Raw genomic sequence first — 20,525 nt, forward strand, 5'->3', positions numbered from 1 at the left:
GTGATCACGAATGTGGGGCGGTGCCGGACAACCATCCGGCCATCTCCCGGAGAGCGGACAGGAGCGGTTCCGGTTGGAGGGAGAGGTCGAGGCTGTGCAGGTAGAGCCGTATTCCTCGTCCGTCCGGCCCCGTCGTTCCGCGCACCTCGTGGAAGCGCTCGGGTCGCCGTCCGGCTGCGTACACCAGGTGCGCCTCGCGCAGACCGAGCACGGTGGCATACGCAAGTGCCTGGTACAGGTCGGCGTTGTGGGGGCCGCTGGCCTTGTCGATCTTGTACTTGGCGTCGACGACAGCGAGCGGGGTGCGGCCGTCGCCGGTGCGGACGACGAGGTCGGGGCGCATCCGCACGAGACCCGCGATGTCGAGGTGGTGGAGGTCTTGGAGGCGTGCGGTCAGACCGCGCTCCCGGAGGGCCTCGCGCAGGGCGACGGTGATGAAGTCCTCGAACAGCTTGTTCATGTCGAGTAGGAAGCCGTCCACGGTGAGCGGTTCGGACCCAGCCGGCCGGTGTTCCGGCGAGGAGCCCCGCAGGACGGCCTCGGCGAGCCGTAGCGCCGGCTGGTAGCGCGAGTTGAGACGCGATGGCTGCCAAGGCGGCAGTTCCTGCCCCCGTACCAGTGGCAGGGCATCGGCGAGACGTGCGCGTTGATGGGCGAGGCGCCGTCGGACGGGGCCGGGGACACCCGGCAGCCGCAGCAACCGTTCGGAGGCGGCACGCAGGATGCGGTTCTCGGCGGTGTCGGCGGTGTACGCGTCGTAGGAGATCTCCACGGGCGGTGTACGGCCGAAGTGCCGCCGGATCTGCTCGGCCTCGCGCAACCGCCCGCGCACGACCAGTGCGGATTCCTCCACTTCCCGGTAGCCCTGGAGGACTCCCTGCCGCAGTGCCGTGTCGATCTGTCGCTCCACGGCGTGAGCGAGCGCGGGGACGACGTCGTCGTACGCGCCGGTGTCGACGGTGCCCTCCCGGCTGTCGCGCCAGGCGCGTGCCGGGTCGAGGCTGAATCCGAGCAGGAAGAACAACCGGCTCACCGGGATCTTGGGCATGATCCGTACGACCGGACCGCCGGGCGTGCGCACGGCGCCGACATGGTTGCCCGCCCGCAGTAGCCAGTGTCCGTCTCGGCCGGGGTCCGGAACCGCGCTCTGCAGGATGCCGGAGGCGGCGAGGGTCCGCCCCACCGCGGCATCCAGCGGGACGGAGACTGCGGGCCCGTACTCGTGCAGCACCACCTCGGATATGGGCGCGGGCACGGTCATGGGTGCTGCTCGCGCAGCGCGTCGAGACCGTAGCGGGCGGTGACGTCGATGCCTTCGCCGTAGTGGTACTCCTCGAGCAGCGGCAGGATTTTCGTGCGCCAGATCCGTTCCAGGCCGCCGTCGCGGTACACGCCCGGTTTCATCAGGTAGGAGGGGCCGATGGCGAAGTCGGCGTCGTCGACGAGGGCGTTGAGAGCGTCGAGGAGGCGGGCGGGCTCCGGATCCCTCTTCTCGCGCTTGAGCCAGCGCGCGAGCAGTCCGGCGGTCGGCTCGACACGCGGGGACAGCTCCACGAACGCGAAACGGCGTCGCATCGCCGTGTCGACCAGGGCGATGGAGCGGTCGGCGGTGTTCATCGTGCCGATCACGAACAGGTTCTGCGGCAGTGCGAAGTCGTCCCCGGAGTAGGTGAGCCGGACGGACTTCGTGCGGTACTCCAGGAGAAAGTACAACTCGCCGAAGACCTTCGCCAGATTGGCGCGGTTGATCTCGTCGATGATCAGGAAGTGTGGGATGTGTCGGTTGCCCTCGCGGGAGGCGAGATCGGCGAGTTCCCGCAGCGGACCCGCCGTCAGCCGGAATGCCACCTCCCGCGTCTCGGGATCTTCCACGGGCCGGAACCCCTCGAAGAAGTCCTCGTAGGCGTACGAGGGGTGGAACTGCACGATCTTGACCTGCTCCGGGCCGCCGCCGAAGTACTCGGCCAACTTCATCGCCAGGTAGGTCTTGCCCGTGCCCGGCGGGCCGTAGAGCACCAGTTGCCGCTCGTCCAGCAGGAGTTCGCGTATCTCGTCCAGCCAGGACCGGTCGTGGACGAGGAGATCGGCGGCGAGCTCCTCGGTGATCCCCGGCAGTGACAACTCCCGCTGTGGCGGCCGTTCCGTGACGGGGTGCTGATCCGTACCGTCGGTTGCCGTCGGGTTCGTGCGTTCCGCCTGCCCGGTGAGCCCGTCCAGCGCGTCCAGGACACCGGTCAGGTCGACGACGTCGTGCTGCACTGACAGTTTCTGCTGCACCTCATCCGGCAGATCCTCGTACGCATGGCTGTCAGGTTTCCAGGCGACGGTCCGCCGCAGGTTGGACAACCCGTCCGGCGACGAGGTCTGCACGGCCTCCCCGGTGATTCGTCCGACGTGCAACCGGCCGTCGCTGATGGTGGCCACCGTGTCGCCGACGCGCATCTGCGTCAGGAAGGCGTGCAGTTCGTCGACGAGGCCCTGTTTCTGGTTGTACGAGGCCGCTCCCTCGTATCCCTCCTCGACGAAGCGGCGCAGCGCGCTCTTGGTCGGGTCGGGCTCCTCCAGGGGAGGCAGATGAGCACCCGCGAGCGAGACGAACTCCTCCTTCAGCCACAGTTGCCGCACCAGGTTGTGCCCGGAGACGTTGGAACCGCGCACCAGCCATGCCTTGCGCGGGGCGCGCCAGCTGGTGGACAGGTAGTCGGCGAGCGGATGTCCCTCGGCGGTCCGCCAGGACTCGGGCCCGGAGGCGGTGTAGCCGTACACCAGTGTGGCGGCGGCCGAGGAGGAGTTGCACTCGATGTCCCGGGCCGCTACCCAACGCGGCGGTGTCTGCGGCCGGTCGGGATCGGCGGGCGCATCGACGAGTCCGCCGCTCGCGCGCAGCTCGGCACGGAACCGGCGTGCGTGGTCCCCGATCCTCGGCCATGCTTCGGCGGCTACCGCCGACCCTTTGAACAGGAGGAACTTGTTCGTACCGTTGCCGCCGAACTGGGTGAGCAGACACCCGCGCGCCTCGCCGCCGCCCCTGGGGAGCCTGATGCGGAACTCGGGTGCGCCGGGGAGGCGCTCGGACTGAGTCATGGGAGGACCCTCCGGGCGGGACGAGGCATGCGAAGACATCGCACACCCTACTCGTTGACTCTGTCAAACGATTGAGAACTATGAACAGAGAGATCCCTTGGATCTGTTGACTATGTAAACGAAGTAACTCTAGGGTGTGGGCGTATCCGGCCGGATCTGTAGGGCGGAACTGGCGCTGGGGTGCTGAAGTGGGGGGCGCTATGGGTGAGAAAACGATGGCCGCAGCCGACCGGCGCGCGATCGAGGCGGAGTTGCCGTCCGTGATCGAAAGGCTCAGACGCTGTGCCTCTCGTACGGGAGTCGTCAGTCAGAGCGTCTTCACCCGGGAGGCAGAGCGGCTCGGCCTCACGACCGATGAGCAGCGACGAAGGCTCCGCAACGGACTTGCCGCCGTCGACATCCATGTGAAGTCCCCGCGTCGAGGGGGGGCGAACCACCGCCCCGCGCGTTCCGCGCCCGCCTCCGGCCCCGAGACGCGGATCGCGACCCCGCCGGTGGAGGCGTCCGCCTCGCCGCCCGTCGCCCCTGAGCCCGGGTCCGGTACCGGCCAGGCGGCCAGGCGTCTGGTCCAGGCCCGACGGATGCTGGCCCGTTATGCCGACGCCGACGGCAGCGTGGGCAGACTCGCCCACGACGGCGTTGTACGGCTCCACGGACTCAGCCCTGCCGAAGTGCGCGAGCTGGCCGCCGACTTCCCCATCACCCGTCCTCGCCCGCCGCGCACGTCCGTCCAGGCGGTGACAGGCGGTCGGGCCCGTGCCGAGACGCCTGCCCCTCCGGTGTCGAGCGCCGCGCTCTCTAAGTCACCGGCCGGCAAGAAGCACGCCCGCTCTGCCGTCTCCACCATGGACAGCAGGCTGTCCGACGCCGTCCGCGCGGCCCGTGCCGTGATGGAGGAGGACCGGTGGCGCCGCAACCCGGGCAGGGTGGTGCTCAAGGCGGAGGAGGAGGTGGGCCTCGCCGTTCTCCTCCGCGGCGGCGACGGTCTTGACCGAGACGTCCCGGCCGACGAGATCGCGGCACTGCCCCGCGACGGCGAGCGGTGGCGCGCCTACGAGTGCCTCCTCCGGCACAACCAGCGGCTGGTGTGGAAGATCGCGCAGCGCTACCAGGGACGCGGGCTCGACATCGAGGACCTCGTCCAGCACGGGACCATCGGACTGATGCGCGCGGTCCGCAGGTTTGACGCCACCGAGGGATGCAAGCTGTCGACCTACGCGACGTGGTGGATCAAGCAGGGCATCACACGGGCCATTGCCGACGAGGGCACCCTGATTCGGCTTCCCGTGTACGTTCACGAGAAGGTCAGCAAGGTCGCCACGGCCGAGCGCAGGCTCCTCGGCGAAGGCCGCCCCCGGAGCGTCGAGAACGTGGCCTACACGGCCGGCCTCACTTTCGCCGAGGTGGAGGATGTGCGCAGGATCAGCCGGCCCACTGACTCCCTGGACCGGATCATTGGTGACGACACCGCCCTCGGTGACCTGATCATCGGACCGAGCCGGCTTCCCGGCCCCGCTGTCGTCCTGATCCGCAAAGAACTTCAGGCGCAACTGCGGCATGTCCTGGGGCACCTCACCGAGCGTGAACGGCACGTCCTCGTCCGACGTACCGGTCTCGACGGTGACGAGCCGGACACGCTGGAGGAGATCGGCCGCGTTTTCGGCGTCACCCGTGAGCGCATCCGCCAGATCGAGCCGAAGGCCAAGGCGAAGTTCCTCGGCCAGCTGGTCCGCCACAAAATGATCCCGTCACCCTTCTGAACCGACCGCAGGCCACGGCGGATTCACTGCCGTCGCTTCCCCGTGCTCCGCCCCTGATCCGGAGGAACCCGCACATGGACCCGCGCCAGGAGCTGGTCGACTACCTCACCCGCCAGCTCGTCGGTCCCGCCGGCGGTGACGACGAGGTGCTCGACGCGCCGCCGGATCGGCAGTACCTGATGGGAACGCTCTACCCGCAGCAAGCCGACCTCCAGCGGCAGCTCGCCCTCGCGGCCGACGACCCCGAGGCACCCGGGGCGGAGCAGGACGCCCCCGACACGGCCCCGGCCACCGACCCGGTGCCCGAGACCAACAGCTGGCTGCCCGCCTCCCTCGGCCTGAGCTTCTACACCGCCGCCGCCCGCGTCGAGGTGGAATGCGCCGCCGCCCGCTACGAGACCCAGCGGAACGAGCCCGGCCGTGGGCGGCGCTGGCAGCGCTTCCCGATCGCTCCCGAAACGCACACGGTCGGCCCCGAGCGGGACACCGTGCCCGTCCTCGGCGGCCGCGCGGAGATCCGGCTGACCCGCCGCTCCTACGGCGACGGCACGCTTGTCACCGTGGCCCTGGTCAACACCGCCCGCCACGACGGCTCCGATGGCAAGGCGCCGAGCTGGGACGACATGCTGTTCCAGTGTCGGCTCACCGTCCGCCCCGCCGACGGCGCCGTGCTGCCCTATCCCGGCGTCCGGCTCGCCAGCCGCGACCCGGAGGAGCGCGAACTGCGCCTGCAGTACCGGCACGTGGTCACCCATGCCGTCGGCCACGGCTGCGCCGTGCGCGAGGAGCGCGGCGAGGACGGCCGCGTCGAACTCCTGGCCTGCGAGGTCCTGCCGCGCGTCGAGGTGCCCGCCATCCGGGCCGGCGGACCGCTCGACGCACCCGTACTCACTCTTTCCCACCTGGCCGACCCGTCTGTCGGCAGGGACCAGCTTCGCGAGGAGCTGGCCGAGTTCGCCGCCTCCTACCACGCCTGGTACGTGGGCCAGCGGTCCGTCGAGGTGCCGCCGTGGGGGCGGGAGGCCGCGGAGCGGATCCTCGGCCGCGTCCGCGAGGCGGTCACCCGCATCGAGTCGGGCGTGCGCACCCTGTGCGACCCGGAACGGCCCGAACTTCTTGATGCTTTCCGCATCGCCCAGCGCACCATGCTGCTCCAGATGCGGCACTCCGCCCCCGACCAGGCCGGCCTGCGGCGCCCCCGCTCCGAGGCCGTGGCCCTCGAACCGCCCGTCGATCCCAAGGCCGCCTGGCGCCCCTTCCAGCTCGCCTTCTTCCTCCTCGCTCTCGACGGCGTCGCCGACCCCAGCCACCGCGACCGGGGGACCACCGACCTGATCTGGTTCCCCACCGGCGGTGGGAAGACCGAGGCGTACCTGCTCCTGGCCGCCTTCACCATCGCCCTGCGCCGGATCCGCGGCGAGGGCGGCGGCACCACCGTGCTCAGCCGCTACACCCTCAGCCTGCTGACCACCCAGCAGTTCCAGCGCGCCGCCACCACCGTCTGCGCCCTGGAGCACATGCGCCGCACCGAACCCGCACTCGGCCTCGGCAGCGAGCCGATCACCATCGGCCTGTGGGTCGGCGAGTCCACCACCCCCAACAGCTTCCAGGCCGCCGAGGACGCCTTCGGCCAGCAACGCGAGGCCAGCCACCCCGAAGACGTCTTCATCCTCGACCGCTGCCCCTGGTGCGGCACCCGCATCCTCCCGGCGACCCGCTCCACCGTCCGCTCCGACTACGGAATCCGCGCCGGGAAGGACGAGTTCGCCTTCTTCTGCCCCCGGGACGAGTGCGCCTTCCACGACCTCCTGCCCGTCGCCGTCGTCGACCACCACCTCTACCAGAGCCCGCCCACCTTCCTCCTCGGCACCGTCGACAAGTTCGCCCGGCTCGCCTGGGAGCCCGATTCCGGCCGCCTCTTCGGCGCCGGAACCGGAAACCCGCCCCCGTCCCTGATCATCCAGGACGAGCTGCACCTGCTCACCGGGCCGCTGGGCACCACCGTCGGCCTCTACGAGGCGGCGATCCTGGAGCTGTGCACCGGCCCGGACGGTCGTCCGCCCAAGATCGTCGCCGCCACGGCCACCATCCGGCGCTCCGCCGAGCAGGTCCGCGCCCTGCACCACCAGGGCGTCCAGCTCTTTCCGCCCTCCGGGCTCGACGCCCGCGACAGCTTCTTCGCCGTCCCCGACACCGGCCGCCCCGGCCGCCTCTACCTGGGCGTCATGGCGCAGGGACACACCGCGGGCCGCGGCGCCGTCGCCACCGCGGCGGCCATGCTCCAGGGTGTCCACCAGCTCCCCGAAGAGCACCGCGACGACTACTGGACGCTGGTCGCCTACCACCACAGCCTGCGGGAGCTCGGCCGCACCGTCACCGCGGCCGGCGACGACATCCCGGCCCAGCTCCGCGGCCTGGAGGAGGGCGCAGGTGTGCGCACCCTCGGCGACGGCGATGTGCAGGAACTGACCAGCAACCTCAGGCGCGCCGAACAGCCCATCCTCCTCGACCGCCTCGAGAAGCCCTGGACGGATCCCCGGTCGGTGTCCTTCCTGCCGTGCACCAACATGCTCTCCGTCGGCGTCGACGTGAAGCGGCTCGCCTACCTGCTCATGCAGGGCCAGCCCAAGACCACCGCCGAGTACATCCAGGCCACCAGCCGCGTCGGCCGCCACCACGTGCCCGGACTGGTCGTCACCTACTTCAACGCCACCCGCCCGCGCGACCGGTCCCACTACGAAACCTTCGACGACTACCACCGGGCCCTCTACCGCCACGTCGAACCCGCCAGCGTCACCCCCTGGTCCCCGCCCGCCCGCCGCCGCGCCCTGCACGCCGCACTCGTCATCCTCGTCCGCCACCGGCTCGGCCTGACCGCGGAGAACCAGGCCGGCCTCATCACCCGCCACAGGAACGCGGCCGAGCGGATCGCCGACGCCCTCGCCGAGCGCGCCGCGACCGCTGAGCGCGGCGCCGCGGGAACAGGCGGCGACACCTTGCGCGCCGCCGTCCGCGCGGAACTCGGCGACCTCCTGGCGGCCTGGCACCGGCAGGCCGAGACGGCCGCGGCCGAGGGCAAGTCCCTCCACTACCGCAGCCAGGGCAAGGGCCAGCACAACCTCCTCAAGACCTTCGAGCAGCGCTACGGCCTGTGGGAGACCCTCAACTCCATGCGCAGCGTCGACCGCGAGTGCCAGATCACCGTGACGGGAGCGGGAAAGTGACACGCAAACTCCGGGTCCGCCAGGCACAGACCGTGCTGCCGTTCGGTGTCGGCGCCGTCATCGACGTCCAAGGCGAGTCCTTCGTCGCCGCCGGCATCGAGAACTGGCCGCAGCTGAAGACCCCCGTTTCCTCCGAACGGCTCGCCGCCCGCCTCGGTGTCAGGGGCTTCTTCGCCGCTCCCCACACCCTCAACGACCGCTACGACCGACCCGACCTCCCCGGCGTCCCCTACGTCCGCTTCCCCGGCTGGCTGTTCTGCGGCGCCTGCCGGAGCATGGTCCGCTTCCTGCGCGAGATGGAGAAGCCCGGCGAGCCGCCCGTCTGCACCTCCTGTGCCGCCGCACCCCGCCTGACGCCGATGCGGTTCGTCCGCATCTGTGCGGACGGGCACCTCGACGACGTCGACTGGTGGTACTGGGCCCACTCCGATCTCGCCCCCGAGCAGCGGGCTGCCTGCTCCGAAGCGGGGCGGGCCTGGAGGGCGAGCCGCCTGAGCTTCCGCGTCGCCGACCGCGCCTCCGGGCTCGAAGCCCTCTCGGTGCGCTGCGGGGCCACCGGGGCGGGCGGCAGGCCGTGCGGAGCCGAGCGCGACCTGCTCGACATCCTCGGCCCCCAGCCGGGGCGCTGCTCGGGCCGCAACCCCTGGCAGCGCAGGAAGGAGCACGCCTCTTGCGGCCAGCAGGTCCACATCGTGCAGCGCACCGCCGGCAACGTCTACTACCCGGTCGTCTACTCGGCCCTCGACATCCCCCGTACCGCCGAACCCCCGCGGGCGGAACGGAACGCGGCAGACGCCGTCCTCGGCCACGATTACTGGACGAATCTCATCGACGCGCTCGGCACACCCCGGGCCGACATCTTCCGCAACCTGATCAAGGAGGACACCGAGGCCCCCGACACCCTCATCGACCAGCTCGTCGCGGAGGCCACCGGGGAGCCCGTCCAGCGGCCCGCCGACCGGCCGAAGCCCGAGAGGATCGACCTCAGCCGCGACGAGTGGCACGCCTTCGACGCCGACGAACTGCCCGAGCCCGCCAGGAACTTCGCGGTCCGTCGCGGAGGCCTCGGCCTGGAGGGCGAGAGCGGGGAGCTCTGGGCCGCCCTCGACGCGCACATCGGCGGCGTCGTCCTCGCCGACCGCCTGCGCGAGGTGCGGGCGCTGACCGGGTTCCGCCGCCACTCCCCGAACGGCACCCTCGTGCCCGCCGACACCAGCGGGCGCCTGCGCTGGCTGCCCGCCACCGAGGTCTACGGCGAGGGCATCGTCCTCACCCTCGACGAACAGCGCCTGACCGCGTGGGAGAACGACCCCCGTGTCCGGGAGCACGTCGACGGCATCCGTACCGACCTCGGCGCGTCGTTCCGCGGGGACCAGCTCGCCGAGACCGTCGGCAGCGAGCTCTCGCCCCGCTTCCTGCTCCTGCACACCCTCGCCCACCTGCTCATCCGCCAGCTCTCCTTCGACTCCGGCTACACCACCGCCAGTCTGCGCGAGCGCGTCTACGGCCGCCCCGAGTACGGCCAGCGCGGACTGCTGGTCTACACGGCCGCCGGCGACGCCGAGGGCACCCTCGGCGGCCTGGTCCGGCAAGGCGAGGCACCGCACTTCGCCGAGACGCTCGTCCGGATGCTGGAGGCCGCCGCCTGGTGCTCGGCCGACCCGCTGTGCGCCGAGCACACCGGCCAGGGCTTCGGCAACCTCAACCGAGCCGCCTGCCACGCCTGCACCCTGCTGCCCGAGACGAGTTGCCAGACCGGCAACACCCTCCTCGACCGCGCCCTGGTCGTCGGCTCCGCCCGCGTCCCCGGCTACTTCACCGACGTCCTCACCGCCGGCCGCGAGTACGCGGCCGCCACCGCCCTGGGATGACGCCCATGATCGCCGCGAACACCCCCGTCCTCCATCCCGACCTCACCCCGGCCCAGCGCGACTGCCTGGACGCCCTGCCGCTGACCGGCAACCACGTCGTCGACGGCCCGCCCGGCAGCGGCAAGAGCCTGCTGGCCGCCCACCGCGCCGTCCACCTCTCCCTCACCGGCCACCCGACTCTGCTGCTGTCGCGCTCCAACCTCCTGCGCCAACTCCTGCACGGCACCCTCCAGGGCCTCACGGTGCCCGGCGCGCCCGTCGAGGTCGCCACCGTCCACGGCTGGGTCCTGCGCCACTTCGGCCGGGACGCGCCGCGCACCGAGGACGGCTGGTTCGACTGGACGGCCCTCACCCACCGGGCCGCCGCCGCCCTCGGTACGGACGGCGAGAAGGACGCGGACGGCGCGGCCACACCCCACCTCGTCGTCGACGAGGGCCAGGACCTGCCGCCGGGCTTCTACCGGCTGGCCCGTCTCGCCGCCGCATCCGTCACGGTCTTCGCCGACGAGTGCCAGCGCCTCACCGAGACGAACTCCACGCTCGCCGAGATCACGGCCGCCCTCGGCCGCGCCGCGACGCGGACCGGCATCACGGGCAACCACCGCAACACCCGCGAGATCGCCGCCCTCGCCGAACACTTCCGCACCGGCGGCCTCCGCCCCGTCCCGCCCACCCGCAGCGGCCCCCTGCCCGTGATCCGCCACTACTCCGGGGAGAGGGACATCGCCGACGACATCGCCGCCATGGCGGCCCGGAATCCGCAGCACCGCATCGGCGTCATCGTCAGCTCCCTGCGCACCGCGGCCGGTCTGATGCGGCGGTTGGAGCGGGCCGGTCTGGCGTACGAGCCCCGGCTCTACAGCTCGGCGGCCCCCTCCGGCCGCTACCGCGACATCGACCTCGCCCGCCCCGGCATCGTCCTCGTCCACCGGGCCAGCGCCAAGGGTCTGGACTTCGACACCGTCGTCATCCCCGACACCGAGACCGACACCGCCGCCGACCCCACCTCGGCAAGCCTCCGCACGGCCTACTACGTCATGATCACCCGCGCCCGCGAGCAGCTGGTTCTGGGCTGGCAGGGCAGCCGACTGCCGCGGCACCTGGAGGGGCTGCAGGAACGGGTGCAGACGCGGTGACGGCGCGACCGCGGCTACGAGCACACGAGGAAGCCAGTCCGGTATCGGCATGGCCCTGTGTGAGGCGGGTGACGTCCGAGCGCTGCGGCCCGAAGGGCGAGAAGCCGTCGTTCCTGTCGGACGTCAGCCGTAGGGTGTTACGGGAAACCAGGGGGAGACGATGATCAACTACTGCAAGGCAACCGTTCCGGTGTGGACGCTGGCAACGGGTGACGTCCGGGTGCCCGCATTGGCTGGGGACAAGCCGATGACGGTCGAGCGGCTGGCTGAATTGCGCAGCGTCTTGGCCGCCCTTGCAGATGAGCCGATCGCCACACTTGAGGTACATCCGCTGCCTGGCAAGCCCGACCACAGCCGAGGCATCCCGCTCGATGTCGTTAGTCCCTTGGCACAGCACCTGTCGCAGCTCATCACGCAGTCAGCGCGAAGTTCCCCTGCGGTGGCAGCGGCGACCGCTGCCGGCGAAGGCTTGTACCGCATGGTGGTTCCGGCGAAGGTAGCCGCCCAGTTCGGTCAGGGCATCGTTCGTCCGATGGCGGCGAAGGGGGTGGTCGGTGGCATCCGCGGTGCACTCGTCGACTCAAAGGGCAGCATCGCCGCCGGAGCGACGTTCGTGCCGGTCGGCAAAGTGGCAACAGCGGGCGCAGCCGGTGGAGCCGGTGCGACAGCCGGCGTCGCGGTCGGCGGCAGTGCGGCGCTCACCGTGGCCGCGCCGCTCGTGCTCATGGCCGTGGCAGTGGGGGTGAGCGCGAATGCCGACTCCAAGCGCCAGGAGGCCATCGCACACATCACGGAACTGCTGGAGCAACTGCACGAACAGAAGCTCGAAGATGAGTACAGCGAACTCGACGGTTGCCGCGACGCCATCGACAAAGCCACTGCCATTCTGCTCGACCAGGGCAAGCTCGGTGTCTCGTTGGGACTGGACTCGGCAGTGCATGCCATCAACACGGCACTGGGTGCCGCAGACCGGCGCCTCACCCGGTGGCAGAGTGCACTCGACAAGCTGCCCGATGGCAAGGCCGTCGCGATCGGCACGCTGACCGAGTCGTTCCCCGGCGTCGACGACCATGGCGGCACGTTCCGCACCCACCTCGAACTCGCTGCTCTGGCCATTGCGCTGAAGCGGCGGGTCAACGTCCTGCAGGCCGTCGAGCATGCGCAGAGCGATCCCAGCAACTTGTTCGAGAACTTCGTCCGCGTACTCAAGCACGACCAGCAGCGCCTCGACGAACTGGAGTCGGGCATCGCCGGTGTCCTGCAGCGCCTGTCGACGCTGGAGCTGGCACGACCGAATGGTTTGCGACCCATCTTCACGACCGGTGAGGTCGATCGCCTGATGAGTGCGGCACACCGGATTCACAAGCTGGGCGACGGCGTCATGGTCGACAGTCGCCCGACAGACGTGGTGATTGAGATCGCCCGCAGCAAGGACGGCTCCTTGGTCGTGTTTCCTGCACTGCCCGCGTAGGCATGACGAGTTCATGCACGGTAGGCGGTGAGGCGTCGAGCTCTCGATCACCGATCATGGTCGGGCGGTGGGGAACGCGACGCGTGCAGCGACCGTCAGCGACCGGAGGATCACCGGTTTATCAGCCGGTGTGATCGCTGAACTCGTAGCCGAGCCGGGGCCACTGTGGCATGAGCGGCACCAGGCCAAGCTCACCTCCCGGCCGCGGAAGCGGCCGTGGGTGCTGGCGCGAAGCACCGGCTGGTGTCCGTCGACCGGCTCCTGGCCACCCTCGTCCATCTGTACTACGGGACCACGCACGACGTGTCGGCCTGCTGGTTCGGCGTGGACCGTTCCACCATCACCCGCGCAGTCGGTGAGGTGCGGATCCTGCTCGCGGAGCGCGGCTGCACCGTCGCACCGGGCGTGCGGTTGCGCACCCTGGCCGCGGTCATCGACCGCCTGGGTGCCAACAGTAAAACCGGAATTATCGACAGCATCGAGATCCGAGTCCGGCGCCCGGCCGCCGGACGCAGAGACCGGGAGGCGTTCATCTCCGGCACGAGCAAGCGGAACGCCGTCAAGCCCATGGCCGTCACCGACGACGGCGGCCGCGTGCTGTGCTGCAGTCCGACCCGGCAGCTGCGCGGACACCACCCACGCCGCCAACTGGATCTGGTCAAGTTCCTGGCCGACGGGGCGGCCGTGGAGCTCCGCCGGCGCCGGCTACCAGGGACTGGGCGCGCAGAGCGGCGGGCGCGTGGTCACCCCATCACACCGCAAGGCCAAGAGGAGCGCTCCGGACTGGTACGGGAAGATGGACCAGCGGCAGCGCACGGCGCATTCCTCGCGGCGCATCCGCGTCGAGCACGGCATCGCCTACCTGAAGAATCGGCGCGCCCTGACTTGCCACGGGCCGTCGAGAGGCTGAAACCTTCCTCCAACGACTTCGGCAGGACATCCAATCTCTTCTGATTCCGGAGGCACGGCCGTCTCAGCGAGGGATACCACCCTGTGTAGCTGATGCCGGGTGCGGACAGGGCGTGGCTGGTCCTTGCATGCCGCAGCCTGCGTTCAACGCAGGAAGCGGCGCATGATGAGCAACTTCCGAACGCCTCAACTTCTGTCCTGCCTGGAACCTTTCACACTCAGGGCATGTAGTGAAGTCGATGCGGGCATGCCAGAATCCGTTCCGCCCTCTTGGCGGCGGACCGGGACACACCGGCTGACGAGCCGCTCCTGTCCGTTTTGGTCAACGCATCCGACGTCTCGCCGCACCGGCTCTACCGCCAGGTGCGTCTCGGCCTCGGCCGGAAGCCCGTTCCCGACGTGGAACTCGACGTCCATCGGGCGATGGAGGTCCTGCGGTTGCGGCAGCTCTGGTGCTACCGCAGGTGAGCAGGCTACCGGGGTGACGCCCGCGACGGGGCGGGGGTGAGCCGTGTCACGCTCCGACCGGTGCCGGGTGCACAGCACGGACGGTCGTGCCGCCAGGCGGGGGAGGCGGCCCGGTGGCCGGCAGGAAGGGCCGAACGAGTGGGCCAGAGGAAACGAGGTCCTCCGGGGCGTGCGGTGCAGGCTTGGACGGGCCCTGCACCGCACCGGCTCCGGCAGCCTGTCACCGCCTGGACGGCAGTACGCTCCCGGCGGCGGGGGTGCTCACCTCCGCGAACTGGTCACGGCCTTGTTCGTAGAGGCGTCCGAGGCGCACGAGCTGGGTGTCCTGGGCGGCCTGGTCGCCGCGTTCCACAGCGTCGCGCAGGGCGTCGCGGGCGGCCAGGACCTCCCTGCGGAGGGTTGCCGGATAGGAGTCCTGTTCGGCGAAGCGGATGGCGAGGATCGAGACGCGGACCGCCGGATCGAGCCCGGTCCACAGGTCCTCGGCCCGCTCTGTGGCAGCTCGCATCGCGTCGGTGTCCATGGCGCCACGTGCGTCCCTGACCGCCTCCGCCGCGTCCCGCAGTTCCTCCAGGAGCGCCGGCGGCAGCAGTCCGCGCCCGCCCCGGGCGGCGACCGACGCCCGGGCGGAGGCATCTCGGGCCCGCGCGCACAACTCCAGGGTGTCGCGGGCCGAGTCCAGCAACCCGTCCAAGGAACGGCCCACGGCCTCCCCCCTGCCCAGAGCCGCCAGGTCCGCCGTGATCTCGGTGAGCGCGTCCTGCTCGGCGGGGGTGATCTCCTGCTTCCAGGTGTCCAGGAAATCCGTGTAGCGGGCGTGGAGCTCGGCCGCCTTCCGGCCCACGGCGGGGGAGATCATGACGCGCCGTAGCCGGGCCTTGTACCAGTCGCCGGAGTCGACGCGGTACTTCAGGTCGATGGTCCGGTCGGCGTCGAGTCGTGCCAGGACGGTGAGCGGTACCTCCCCCCGGAGTCCGTCGGTGCGCTCGTGGACGAAGCCGCCGCAGAACTCGTTGCGCTGCGCCGAGCGCAGGTGCGGCCCCTCCCAGATGTTGAACCGCACCGATCCGCCGCTGTCGCGCACCACGAGGTCGTCCACCCGCCGCCATTCGGTCGGGTAGGGCGTGCTGTCGGGGAAGAGGACCTCCACGGTGCCGTCGGAGAGTTCGAGCCCGATGGGCTGAGCTGTGACCTGTTCGGCGGGGGCGGTGCCGAAGGCGCCGTCGCAGAACGAGCAGGTGCTGAGGCCGGCGGCGTTGACCATTGCGCAGTCGGGGCACTTCAGGCCGCCCGCCTCCAGCGGCGCGTCGCAGTCCAGGCACAGGGTCGCGGAGGCCGGGTTGTCGGTTCGGCCGCATTCCGGGCACTCGGTGTGGGCGGCCACCGGAGTGGCCGCGCGCAGTCCGGACAGGTCTGTGGCGCACACAGGACAGACGGCGGTGAGCTCGGGGGCGGGAACATGACAGACCGGGCAGTCCACCGTGGCCGTGCCGAGCAACGGAGCGGTACAGCCCGGACAGGCGTCGGCGGTGGCGGGAATGCCCTCGACGGTGCAGGTCTCGGCGGGGCAGTCGAGGGTGCCGAGGAGGCCGGCCTCCACGGCGGCGCCGTGGGCGACGGCCATCATGGGATCCACCGAGTGCGCCACCTTGTCGGCGCCGAAGATCTCTTCGAGGATGCGCCGGACGGCCGGAATGTGGGTGGAACCGCCGACCAGGAGGACCCGCTGAACGTCCTCGGGCAGCGCGTCGCCCTCCTTCAGCATCGACTCGACCGTCTCCCGCATCCGGCGCAGATGCTCGCTGAGGAGCCCTTCGAAGACTGTGCGCCGCACCGTCCCGGACCAGGACCCGCCCCGGCGGCCGAGCGGAGCGAGGACCACCTCGGAGACATCCTGCGAGGACAGTTCGATCTTCGCGCGCTCGGCGGCGGCCCGGATCCGGAAGGCGTCCAGTTCACCACTGTGGTCGCGCTCGCCGAGCCGTTCATGCAGGTGGTCGTCGAGCAGCGCGTCGAAGTCGGCGCCGCCGAGGAGGTTGTCCCCGCTCAACCTGTCCACCGCGAAATAGGCCGGACCGATCGTCAGCAGCGACACGTCGAAGGTGCCGCCGCCCAGATCGAAGACGAGCACGGTGGCGTAGTCCTTGGTGCCGTCCTCGCCCGCCCTGACACCGAAGGCGTGCGCGGCGGCGGTCGGCTCCGGCACGATCCGCGCCACATGGAAGCCGGCCAGCCGCCCCGCCTCGCGTACCGCGTCGATCTGCGGTTCGGCGAAGTACGCCGGCACCGTGATCACCGCACGCCGGAACGGCACCCCCGCGGCGCTCTCGGCGTCCTCCTTGAGCCGGCGCAGCAGGATGGCGGAGACCTGTACCGGTGAGAGGTAGTGCTCGCCGAGCCGGATCTCGACCGAGCCGCCGGCGCCCGCCCGGACGGGCGGCGCATTGTCGGGCCGCGTGGTGAGCGCCTGCTGCACGAGTTCGTCGTCCCAGCGCCGCCCGATCAGCCGCTTGACCTCCGTGACCACGGAACCGGGTGCCGCGGCACGCCAGTGAACGGCTTCGCGTCCGGCCAGCAGGGCACCGCGGGAGTCGATCCCGAGAGCCGAGGGGGTGGCCTGGTCGCCGTGCCGGTTGGGCAGGACGACGGGGACGCCGTCGTCCAGCCAGGCCGTGACGGAGTTGGTGGTGCCGAGATCGATGCCGAGAGTGCGATGCATGGAAGGTTGCTTCCCGATGGTCGTGAGGTGTCGGTGAGGGCGTGGACGATGTGGCGTGGACGCGATGCGAGGGCTGCGGTGCCAGGCCGGGGCCGGGCGGGGACCGCCGGAGGCCCGCGGCACGCCGGGTGCGTCGCGGACGAGGGCGCCGGTGGAGTGCGGCCACGGAGTCAGGCGCGACGGGAGCGGCGAGGGCGACGTCCCCGCCCGGCCGAGGGTTTGCGTGGCAGGCGTCGCTGGGAGCGCGTGGTACGCCGCGGCTGCGCCCGCCTGCCACCGGCCGAGGTCGTCCGGGACGCCTCCCGACCCGGAGCGTCCTCGACGGCCGGGGCCGACTCGGACTCCGGAGCGGAGCCCGGCACCGCGATGACCACCTGCGCGGGCCGCAGGGTGGATGTGCCCAGACGGAAGCCGGTGACTTTCTCCCTCAGGACCGTCCCGTCCGGGGCGGAGGGGTGGGCTTGTGTCCCGACGACGCGCATGTCCGCCGGATCGACGGCTTTGCCCACCGCGTCCATCGGGCTGACGTCGTACCGGGCGAACTCGCCGCGCAACATCAGGTGTGCCGCCTCGATCTGCTCGCTCAGCGCGACGGCGGCCGAGGTCGCCTCGCGGGCGGACCGCACCTCGTGCAGGGCGCCGGCCCGGCGACGCGTGTCGGCCAGCAGATCGTCCAGCGGCAGCAGGGAGCCCAGCAGGGCGTGCAGCCGAGCCTCGGCCTCGTCACGTTTGCGGGACAGCGCCTCGACCCTGCGCCGCAGCTTGTCGAGTTCGGACGGCGGACCGGCGGGGGTGGCCGGAGCGGAACCGTTCACGGGAGTTCCTCGGTGTCGCGGCGGGGCAGAGGCGGGGTGAGCATTTCGGCGACGAGGGCGGCGACGGCGTTGCGGGATTCATGGTCGGCCCGGCGGATGCGTTCACACCGGTCCGGATCCCGCTGCGCCTCGGAGAGGGCCTGCCCCACCTTCCTGCGGAGGACCAGGGGCCGGGTGCCCGGCGGGCTGCCGGGAACGAGTTCGTGGAGTGTCGGGCCGAACCAGGGGATCGGGGGCGCTTCGGTGTCTTCGGTGTGCGAGGTGGTTTTCCCGGTGGTCAAAAGAGGGCTTCCTGTCCGGAGTCGTGGTGAAGGTGGCGGCTGCGAGGGGAAGGGCCGAACAGCAGGCCCTGGTCCGGCAGTCCGGCACCGATCCGTTGCGCGTGTGCGCGGTCGCGCTGCGCCCCGCCGTGGTCGCCCTTCCTCTCGCGCATCGCGGCGCGGCGCAGATAGGCGGTTTCCACGGTCCGGTCGAAGCGCGCGCTGACACCGGTCCGTATCAGGTCCCGCAGGAACAGCTCGATGACGTCCGACGGTGGCGCCTTGGCCTCAAGGTGTTCGGCGAGGTCGAGCACCGCCGCCTCGTGCTCCTCCCTGACGTGACCGGGGGCCGGGTCCGCGACACCGGCAGCCGCGCTCAGCAGGTCGACGCGGCGTTCCAATCCGGCGCGCGTGCTCTCGGCTCCGGCGAGCCGGGCCGCGTCGAGCAGGAGGTCGACGAGCACGCTGTCGACGAGTTCCTCCTCCTCTTCCTCCCAGTACAGGTCCTCGTCGAGGTCGCTGTACCGGATCATGTCGCGCACGGCGGACCGCGCCGCTGCCGTACGTCCGCCGGACGCGGCGGCCACGGCCTGCTCGGCGTAGTGCCCCCCCAGCCACTCCCGGGCCGGTGCACAGCCCGGATCGCGCCGCAGCAGGTCCCGTACCGCGTCCACGCGGATCTTCTCCCCGGGCCGCGCCCCGTCGAGCACCTGGCGCAGGTCCGCCCTCAGATGGTCGTCCAGGCCGCACCGGGCGTCCCGGTCACCGGGCGAGACGGCCAGGGCCCGCGCGAAGCGGTTCCTGCTCTGCCGGGGGTCGCTGCCGAAGACTTTCCGGCCCTGCCGCACCAGTTCGGCGGTGAGCTCGGCCGCCAACGCCCTGTCCTCGGGCAGCAGCGCGTGGGCCGACTCCAGGCCCTGGATACGTGTGATGGGGGAGTAGTCGCGCCCGGTGCGGCTCCGCCCGACGTTCCTTCCCGCGCGCAGGACAGCCGCCCGTTCCTCGGCGCCGAAGGTGCGTCCGAGCCGCGCCGCCGCGCCGAGGTCGGTGAGCGCTTCACTCCACTTTCCGGCCCGTACCCGGCTCTGGGCCCGTTCCACGAGGGCCCGGGCGAGAGCGTCGGCGCAATCGCTGTGGTCGGGCGATTCCGCGGTCCACGTGGCGGGGTCGGGATGGCGCGCGGTGTAGGCATCGAGGAGGGCGTCGTGGCGGCCGTGGCCCACCAGATACCGGGCGGCGTCCCCGAGCGGAACCAGGCCGTCGGGCCCGGCCCCCGAGAGGACGACCGCAAAGACGGCGCGCTCGGCCTCCCAGGCCGTCTCCCAGGCGGCGAGAACGTCCCGGCCCGCCCGGACGTCCAGGACGTGCAGCAGGTCGGTGATACGCCCGATCAGCTGCCGGCGGGCCCCCTCCCAGAGCTCGTCGGACACGGAAGAGCCACGCCGCTCGGTGAGCAGCGCGCGGAAGTCGCCCGGGTCCCCTTCGTCCAGGAGGTGTGCCCACAGCACGATCGCCAGCGCCGCGGTGCCGTGGTCGGCGTGCCGGCCGCCCTCTTCTCCCAGTCTGCGGAGGGCACTCACGGCAAGAGCGTGCACGACCCCCGTCGCCGCCGGCTCCAGCTCGCCGTCGGGGAACCGCCGGACCGCCTCCGGCCATTTCCCGACCCGCGCGGCCAGCGCTGCGCGGAGCACGGCGTACCGTACCGCGGCGTCGTCGGCCTCGGGGGTGCCGAACTCATCGTGGAAGCGCTGCAGGAGTGGTCGTACGATGTCGAAATCGGCGTGTGAGAAGGCGCGTTCGGCATCGGTCAGCAGATGGTCGGCCGTGACGGTCCGGCCGGGTTCACCGGTGTCGTCCACCCCCACGGCCCCCGCCCCCTGATCCCCCCGCATGACAAAAGCCACCATAGACAAGTCTGTTGACGGCATCAACGCGCCGCCGGAGTGGGGAATGGAGCTTGATGTGAAGCCTCTCCAGGCCGGGGCGCGATACGCGAAAAGGGCTACCGCGTCTCGTCGTCATCCTGCCCGGTTCGGCTCGTTCGCGGGGCGGACGTGGCGAGTTCGGCCCGGACGGTCTTGCCGCCGGGCGGGTGGGGGACGCACTCCCAGCGGTCGGCGAGGGCGGCGACGAGCGTCAGGCCGCGCCCACCGGTGCGGAGCGGCTCGGCCTCGGTGCCGACATCCGGCCCGGCGTCCGGCGCGGGAGGGCGCAGCTTCGACTCTCCACGGGCGTCGGTCACTTCGACGACCAGGCGACCGGCCGCCCGGTCGTGGGTGAGCGCCAGCCGGAAGCAGCGGCCGGGCACGTGGCCGTGGAGGACGGCGTTGGCGGCCAGCTCGGCGACGACGAGTTCGACGCGCTCGGCGAGGTCGTGCGGCACCTCCCAGGAGAGCAGTTCGGCCACGGTCAGGAGCCGGGCCAGACGGGCTCCGCGCCGCGTGGAGGACAGCAGTTGCGTGAAGACGGCGACGGCCGGTCCGGCCTGCGGTGTTGCTCGGTTCATGCGGGTCAGGGTGGGGGTCGCGCGGGGGCGTGAACGAGTGCGTGACCGTGTACGCGGAGCCCGTGTACGAGCACTTCGGGTGGACGGTACGGAAGTGTTCCGTCACGCCGGCCGGTGATCGTGAGCGCCTTCGGTGTCCATCGCGTTCCAGGCCCGGAACACGGCGTCCCCGGTCGTCGTCGCCGGGGCCCGGTCGGCCCCTCGTCCATGGCCCGGATGCCCTCGATACCGCGCAGTTGGTGCACGAATCCGTACCGCGCGTCCGGCAACGCGCCGCCCGGCCCTGAGGCGCGACGAGAACC

At 71.4% G+C, this 20,525-nt stretch carries 14 protein-coding genes; 7 read left to right on the plus strand and 7 right to left on the minus strand.

The annotated features are described in order from the left end of the window. Positions 1-4: 4 nt before the first annotated feature. Together ACFSJS_RS23230 and ACFSJS_RS23235 are read right to left on the minus strand one after the other, a co-directional pair. Positions 5-1,261, minus strand: coding sequence for an McrC family protein (locus ACFSJS_RS23230; protein WP_380903538.1), 1,257 nt, complete (start codon positions 1,259-1,261; stop codon positions 5-7). Further along, on the minus strand, positions 1,258-3,084 hold the full coding sequence (locus tag ACFSJS_RS23235; protein ID WP_380903540.1) for an AAA family ATPase: 1,827 nt from the start codon (positions 3,082-3,084) through the stop codon (positions 1,258-1,260). Before ACFSJS_RS23235 ends, ACFSJS_RS23230 begins: the two co-directional genes overlap by 4 nt. Positions 3,085-3,299: 215 nt before the next feature. Here ACFSJS_RS23235 and ACFSJS_RS23240 point away from each other — a divergent pair, with 215 nt between their 5' ends. From ACFSJS_RS23240 to ACFSJS_RS23270, 7 genes are all read left to right on the plus strand, one after another. Next, on the plus strand, positions 3,300-4,844 hold the full coding sequence (locus tag ACFSJS_RS23240; protein ID WP_380903542.1) for a sigma-70 family RNA polymerase sigma factor: 1,545 nt from the start codon (positions 3,300-3,302) through the stop codon (positions 4,842-4,844). Positions 4,845-4,918: 74 nt separating this feature from the next. Beyond that, the gene (locus tag ACFSJS_RS23245) at positions 4,919-8,068 is read left to right on the plus strand and encodes a helicase-related protein (protein WP_380903544.1); all 3,150 of its coding nucleotides are present in this window, start codon (positions 4,919-4,921) and stop codon (positions 8,066-8,068) included. Further along, entirely contained in the window at positions 8,065-9,939 is a 1,875-nt protein-coding gene (gene drmB / locus ACFSJS_RS23250; RefSeq protein WP_380903546.1) for a DrmB family protein, read from the plus strand. The genes ACFSJS_RS23245 and drmB overlap by 4 nt, the downstream gene beginning before the upstream one ends. 5 nt (positions 9,940-9,944) lie before the next feature. Beyond that, positions 9,945-11,075, plus strand: coding sequence for a DEAD/DEAH box helicase (locus tag ACFSJS_RS23255; protein ID WP_380903548.1), 1,131 nt, complete (start codon positions 9,945-9,947; stop codon positions 11,073-11,075). A gap of 160 nt (positions 11,076-11,235) precedes the next feature. Next, entirely contained in the window at positions 11,236-12,546 is a 1,311-nt protein-coding gene (locus tag ACFSJS_RS23260; RefSeq protein ID WP_380903550.1) for a hypothetical protein, read from the plus strand. A 216-nt stretch (positions 12,547-12,762) separates the two neighbouring features. Next, positions 12,763-13,500 (plus strand): helix-turn-helix domain-containing protein, encoded by a 738-nt coding sequence (locus ACFSJS_RS23265; protein ID WP_380903552.1) that lies wholly within the window; start codon positions 12,763-12,765, stop codon positions 13,498-13,500. A 273-nt stretch (positions 13,501-13,773) separates the two neighbouring features. After that, positions 13,774-13,923, plus strand: coding sequence for a hypothetical protein (locus ACFSJS_RS23270; RefSeq protein ID WP_380903554.1), 150 nt, complete (start codon positions 13,774-13,776; stop codon positions 13,921-13,923). A gap of 220 nt (positions 13,924-14,143) precedes the next feature. Here ACFSJS_RS23270 and ACFSJS_RS23275 read toward each other — a convergent pair whose 3' ends face one another. The 5 genes from ACFSJS_RS23275 to ACFSJS_RS23295 form a co-directional block, all read right to left on the minus strand. After that, positions 14,144-16,642, minus strand: a complete 2,499-nt coding sequence (locus tag ACFSJS_RS23275) for an Hsp70 family protein (protein ID WP_380903556.1) — start codon at positions 16,640-16,642, stop codon at positions 14,144-14,146. 170 nt (positions 16,643-16,812) lie between these two features. Continuing rightward, entirely contained in the window at positions 16,813-17,457 is a 645-nt protein-coding gene (locus tag ACFSJS_RS23280) for a nucleotide exchange factor GrpE (protein WP_380903558.1), read from the minus strand. Then, positions 17,454-17,738, minus strand: coding sequence for a hypothetical protein (locus tag ACFSJS_RS23285; RefSeq protein WP_380903560.1), 285 nt, complete (start codon positions 17,736-17,738; stop codon positions 17,454-17,456). The genes ACFSJS_RS23280 and ACFSJS_RS23285 overlap by 4 nt, the downstream gene beginning before the upstream one ends. Next, positions 17,735-19,609 (minus strand): hypothetical protein, encoded by a 1,875-nt coding sequence (locus tag ACFSJS_RS23290; RefSeq protein WP_380903562.1) that lies wholly within the window; start codon positions 19,607-19,609, stop codon positions 17,735-17,737. The genes ACFSJS_RS23285 and ACFSJS_RS23290 overlap by 4 nt, the downstream gene beginning before the upstream one ends. Before the next feature lie 110 nt (positions 19,610-19,719). Then, the gene (locus ACFSJS_RS23295; RefSeq protein WP_380903564.1) at positions 19,720-20,223 is read right to left on the minus strand and encodes an ATP-binding protein; all 504 of its coding nucleotides are present in this window, start codon (positions 20,221-20,223) and stop codon (positions 19,720-19,722) included. Positions 20,224-20,525 lie beyond the last annotated feature (302 nt).

This window comes from Streptomyces desertarenae (assembly GCF_042681365.1).
GTDB lineage: Bacteria > Actinomycetota > Actinomycetes > Streptomycetales > Streptomycetaceae > Streptomyces > Streptomyces desertarenae.